The 5,540-nt window shown below is 39.5% G+C and carries 4 protein-coding genes; 3 read left to right on the forward strand and 1 reads right to left on the reverse strand.

What is annotated here, in order from left to right:
- Positions 1-222: 222 nt before the first annotated feature.
- A complete protein-coding gene (locus tag DTK66_RS10485; protein WP_191668640.1) occupies positions 223-651 on the reverse strand; it encodes a VOC family protein in 429 nt (142 codons plus the stop codon).
- Positions 652-819: 168 nt separating this feature from the next.
- On the opposite strand from DTK66_RS10485, the gene DTK66_RS10490 reads away from it, so the two are divergent.
- The 3 genes from DTK66_RS10490 (at position 820) to gnd (ending at position 5,348) form a co-directional block, all read left to right on the forward strand.
- On the forward strand, positions 820-1,998 hold the full coding sequence (locus DTK66_RS10490) for a CynX/NimT family MFS transporter (RefSeq protein WP_153931108.1): 1,179 nt from the start codon (positions 820-822) through the stop codon (positions 1,996-1,998).
- A 287-nt stretch (positions 1,999-2,285) separates the two neighbouring features.
- A complete protein-coding gene (gene zwf, locus DTK66_RS10495) occupies positions 2,286-3,767 on the forward strand; it encodes a glucose-6-phosphate dehydrogenase (protein ID WP_153931107.1) in 1,482 nt (493 codons plus the stop codon).
- A gap of 144 nt (positions 3,768-3,911) precedes the next feature.
- Positions 3,912-5,348, forward strand: coding sequence for an NADP-dependent phosphogluconate dehydrogenase (gene gnd, locus DTK66_RS10500; protein ID WP_153931106.1), 1,437 nt, complete (start codon positions 3,912-3,914; stop codon positions 5,346-5,348).
- Positions 5,349-5,540 lie beyond the last annotated feature (192 nt).

The raw sequence follows: 5,540 nt of genomic DNA on the forward strand, positions 1-5,540 counted from the left end.
ATTGACTTTGGCTTGAACACCTTCATCTTAAGGCAAAAGAGGCCTTTTTTATATAATTTTTATCGCCCACCCGCATAGCAGGTGGTTTTTTGTTTCGTGCATTCGCTTCGCTCACGCACTCAACTAGGTCTAAAGACATTAATATAAAGGGAGACTGGAGAAATAAATTTCCAGCCTCCCTTTATATTTTTGTATGACATATATCACTATTGACAAGCTATTCTATTCCTTATTCTTATTTGCACTAATTAGCCATGTTATCCCGTACTTATCCACTATTTGGCCCATCAAATCATTTAATATCCAATCACCGAACGGCACTGTTACTCGTTGATTTTCTGATTTTGCTAAACGATTAAATAGATTACGCGCATCTTCCTCATCATTTTGAAAATCGAGCATTATAGAAATCAAAGTTGATGTTTGCGGATGCCCCATTGTTGCATCTGCACAAATAATTTTTTGTCCTGCAATCATAAATTCTCCGCGCATCGTAGTTTGATTTAACTGGTCAATTGGTAATCCAAGGTTTTCTGCTTGCTCTTTTGATAAAGGCTCATGGTACGTAATCTCTGCCCCAAAGTCTTGTTCATAATAAGTCATGGCTTCCTTAGCATTTTCAAATGTTAGGTACGGGTATATTGCCGTCATAGTATTCCTCCGAAAAAAGATTCACTGTTGATTATATGTTTTGAATTGCATTACGTCAATTGGATTAGTTACTTCTAACCGTATATTAATCATAACTAAGGGTGCATTATGATATAATTGTCTAGTCTATCAATCAGGCCGATATTAAATATTATAAAATAAGAAAGGATGAACTTTTTGGAAAAAATCAAAAAACATAGTCCGCTACTAATCCTTGGTCTATTGCTTTTAGGGGTTTGTATGCGGATGCCTATTACAGCAATCCCATCTGTTATCAAAGATATTGCAAATACATTCAACGTTGAGACAACCAGTTTGGGAATCCTAACTACTATCCCATTACTTTGTTTTGGGTTGCTATCTTCGGTCGTTTCTGCCCTAGCACAACGTATTGGAAATGAACTAACAATTGAATTAGCAATGATTTTGATGTTTATTGGTTCATATCTGCGAATTTTAAATTTTTCCGCATTAATGCTTGGTACTATTTTAGTTGGAGCTGCCATCACCTGTATCAATGTTCTTTTACCAGCAATTATCTCGGATAAACTGCCCGAACGCATTGGCAGCGTGACCGGTATGTATAATGTTGCAATGACATTATTTGCAGCAATCGGGGCATACGTGATTACCCCTATTACTCATGCTACTAGTTGGGAAACAGCCGTAATTATCATTAGTTTAATCGCATTAGTCGCTGCAATTATCTGGCTACCAAACTTACGTTACAATCAACGAGCAAATAATAGTGCCGAACCAGCCGATCGCGGTACTAATATGTGGAAGAATTCTAATGCATGGTGGTTATTACTTTTCTTCGGGGGGCAGTGCTTCGTATTCTATAGTATCGTTGCCTGGCTGCCAACAATTGCTATGGACGCCGGCTTAACTAGTGATCAAGCAAGCCTCGTTGCTGGATTATTACAGCTTTTCTCCATGCCATTTGCGTTCTTAGTTCCTGTTATCGCTACAAAAATGCAAAATCGGCAACCAATTATGTTATTTGCCGGGATTGCGTCCTTAATTGGAACAGGAATGATGTTTTTCCCCGTTAACTCGTTCATTTATTACGCATTTGTTGCACTTTTCCTTGGTATGGGAACAACAACAACTTTTGTGCTTGCAATGACGTTGTTCGGACTAAAAACAAAGAGTGCCGCTGATACCCGTAATCTTTCTGGAATGGTTCAATCCGTTGGTTACTTAATTGCAGCGTTAGGACCAATTGTTGTTGGTAACCTGTACTCGCAAACACATAACTGGGTTGCTAGTCTTATTGTTATCGCAATTGCTGCTATCTTCTTTACTGTATGTGGAGTGGTGGCAGAACGAAAACAATTTGTCTAATAGTATATCTGAAGGAGATTTTTCTCCTTCTTTTTTATCAAAAAGATACTTTAGACTATTAGTCTAATAAATCACAAATTAATTTAAAAAGTTTTTTGCTCTAGACCATTAATTGACAATCGCTTGGCAAAAGCAAGCTAATACAGCGTTTGTCTTTGATGGTCCATTTTAATTTTCTGAGACTCCATCTTAGAAAACGTTTACTTTGGTAGTGCAGATTGTGCTTTAAGAGTATATAATTGTCAACGGTATAAGAAATTTCTGAAATTTCAGAAGGAGTGAACATTTTGGCTACAGAAAATAAGGCTGTAATTACATTATTCGGTGCTACTGGTGACCTTGCAAAGCGGAAACTTTACACCGCTTTATTCAAACTTTACCAAAAGGGTTACCTAGCTGACCACTTTGCATTGTTAGGAACATCTCGTCGCCCACTATCTGACGAAGAATTCCAAAAAATTGTTCGTGATTCAATCAGTAACATCCCAGAAACTGAGAATGGACAAGCTGAAGCATTCTCAAAGCACTTTTTCTACAAGTCACACGATGTTACTAAGCCAGAACATTATGAAATTCTTAAGCAACGTCTTGCTGAATTAGATGAACAATTCGGTACTGAAGGCAACCGTCTCTTCTACATGTCAATGGCTCCACAATTCTTTGGCACTATTGCATTAAACTTGAAGAAACAAGGGTTATTAACTGATAACGGCTTTAACCGGCTTGTTATTGAAAAGCCATTTGGTCGTGATTTCGAATCAGCAAAGAAGCTTAATGACGAATTATCACAAACATTTAGTGAAAACCAAATTTTCCGAATCGATCACTACCTCGGTAAGGAAATGGTTCAAAACATTCAAGCATTGCGTTTTGGTAACACGATGATTGAATCACTCTGGAACAACCGTTACATCGACAACATCCAAGTTACATTAAGTGAAAAACTTGGTGTTGAAGAACGTGCTGGTTACTACGACCAATCTGGAGCATTACGTGATATGGTTCAAAACCACATCATGCAAATTGTTGCCCAACTTGCAATGGAACAACCAGTCGCATTTACTGATGCTGATGTACGGGTTGAAAAGATCAAGGCTCTTCGTAGTCTTCGTCTTTACACCCCTTCGGAAGCCGCTGGTAACTTTGTACGTGGTCAATATGATGCTGGTGAAGGTACTACTGCTTACCGTCATGAAGATGGCGTAGATCCAGAATCAGGTACTGAAACATTCGTCGCTGCTAAGCTAATGTTTGACAACTATCGTTGGTCTGGCGTACCATTCTATGTTCGGACTGGTAAGAAATTAGCGGATAAGTTTACGCGGATTGATGTCGTCTTTAAGAAGCCGCTAATTGATATCTTCGCCAACCCTCGTTCAGCTAGTGATCAATCACTTAACTCTAATGTATTAACCATTTTTGTTGAACCTAACTCTGGTTTTGCTATCCAATTAAATGCTAAGCGCGCTGGTCAAGGATTCACTACTGAACCAGTTGATCTTCGTTTCCTACAAAGTGATTCTGATAAGAAGGAATCTCCAGAACCATACGAACGTCTTTTCCATGACGCTCTTGAGGGTAACCACACCAACTTTGCTTCATGGGCTGAAATTGCCTACGCATGGAAGTTCGTTGATGTTATTCGCAAACTCTGGGATATTGAAAAACCACAGTTCCCTAACTACACACCAGGTTCTATGGGACCAGCAGCTTCTGATGAATTGCTAGCTCGTGATGGTCGCAAGTGGGTTTATCGTTTAAATCATTAATTAATGTAAGCAGTTTATAGTTTTTTAGCTATAAATTGCTTTTTTATTATTAAAATTTGATGTTTAGCGTTTGCACTATCACCAAATTTTGTTATAATCGAGGTTGTGAAATATATTACATAAGTATTGAGGAGAGTGACTTTAATGTCTGATCAAAAAGCACAAATTGGTGTTGTTGGTTTAGCTGTTATGGGTAAGAACCTTGCACTGAACATCGAAAGCCGTGGCTTCACGGTTGGTGTATACAACCGTCACCGCAACCGTACTGACGACATGATGCGTGACCACAGTGATAAGAAGTTAGTACCTAGCTACACTATTAAGGAATTCGTTGACTCACTAGAAAAGCCTCGTCGTATCCTTATGATGGTTAAAGCCGGTAAGCCAACAGATGCTCTTATCGATGAATTATTACCATTACTTGACAAGGGTGATGTTTTAATCGATGGTGGTAACACTAACTTCCACGATACTATGGCTCGTAACGCTAAGTTAGACAAGTCTGGTATCAACTTCATCGGAATGGGTGTTTCCGGTGGTGAATTAGGTGCTCTTCAAGGTCCATCACTTATGCCTGGTGGTCAAAAGGAAGCTTATGACTTAGTTGCTCCAATCCTTACAAAGATTGCTGCTAAGGCTGAAGAAGACGGCAAGCCATGTGTTGCTTACATTGGACCAAATGGTGCTGGTCACTATGTTAAGATGGTTCACAACGGTATCGAATACGGTGATGAAGAATTAATCGACGAAAGTTACAACATCATGCGTAACGTATTAAAGATGCCTGTTGATGACATCGCTAAGACTTTTGCAGAATGGAACAAAGGTGAATTAAACAGTTACCTTATCGACATTACTGCTGACATCCTTACTCGTAAGGATGACCTTGGTGACGACAAGAGTAAGCCTATCGTTGATATGATCCTTGACCGTGGTGCTAACAAAGGTACTGGTAAGTGGAGTTCAATGACTGCCCTTGATGGTGGTGCTCCTCAATCTGTTATTACCGAAGCTGTTTATGCACGTTACATCTCAATGATGAAGGACGAACGTGTCCAAGCAAGCAAGGAATTGCCTGTTGACACTGAAGCTATTTCAATCGATGATAAGACCGAAATGATTGAAAAAGTACGTCAAGCACTTTACTTCGGTAAGCTTATGAGTTACGCACAAGGTTTTGAACAAATGCGGATCGACTCCGAACGTTACAACTGGAACCTTAAGTACGGTGAATTAGCTCAAATCTGGCGTGCAGGATGCATTATTCGTGCACAATTCTTACAAAACATCACTGATGCCTTCACTAAGAACCCAGACTTAAAGAACTTGCTTCTTGATGATTACTTCAAGGATATTGCTAAGAAGTACCAAAAGGCTATTCGTGATGTAGTTGCTCTTGCTGTTAAGGCTGGTATTCCTGTACCTTCCCTTAGCGCTGCTATTAGTTACTACGATTCATACCGTTCAGAAGTGCTTCCTGCAAACTTGCTTCAAGCTCAACGTGACTACTTCGGTGCTCACACTTACGAACGTACTGACCGTCCAGGTAACTTCCACTACAGCTGGTACGAAGAACAATAATCAAATAAATATTGATTATAAAAAGGCTGAATTTTTTCAGTCTTTTTTATTAGAGGGAGTGAGACAGAACTAGCTTGCTAGTTCGTTTTTCGACGCGAAGCTAGCCTTTAGGGAACCCCCGCAAGCACAAAGAGGACTCTAGTGTTCGGATTTTCCGAACGCTAGAGTCCCTTTGTGTACTGCGCTGTAGCA

It is taken from the genome of Limosilactobacillus walteri (assembly GCF_014830205.1).
In the GTDB taxonomy this organism is placed as follows: Bacteria; Bacillota; Bacilli; order Lactobacillales; family Lactobacillaceae; genus Limosilactobacillus; species Limosilactobacillus walteri.

What these genes read in the sequence shown, in the direction of transcription:
- DTK66_RS10490 (WP_153931108.1), top strand. Translation starts at nt 820, where the DNA reads ATGAACTTTTTGGAAAAAATCAAAAAACATAGTCCGCTACTAATCCTT.
- gnd (WP_153931106.1), top strand. Translation starts at nt 3,912, where the DNA reads ATGTCTGATCAAAAAGCACAAATTGGTGTTGTTGGTTTAGCTGTTATG.
- DTK66_RS10485 (WP_191668640.1), bottom strand. Translation starts at nt 651, where the DNA reads ATGACGGCAATATACCCGTACCTAACATTTGAAAATGCTAAGGAAGCC.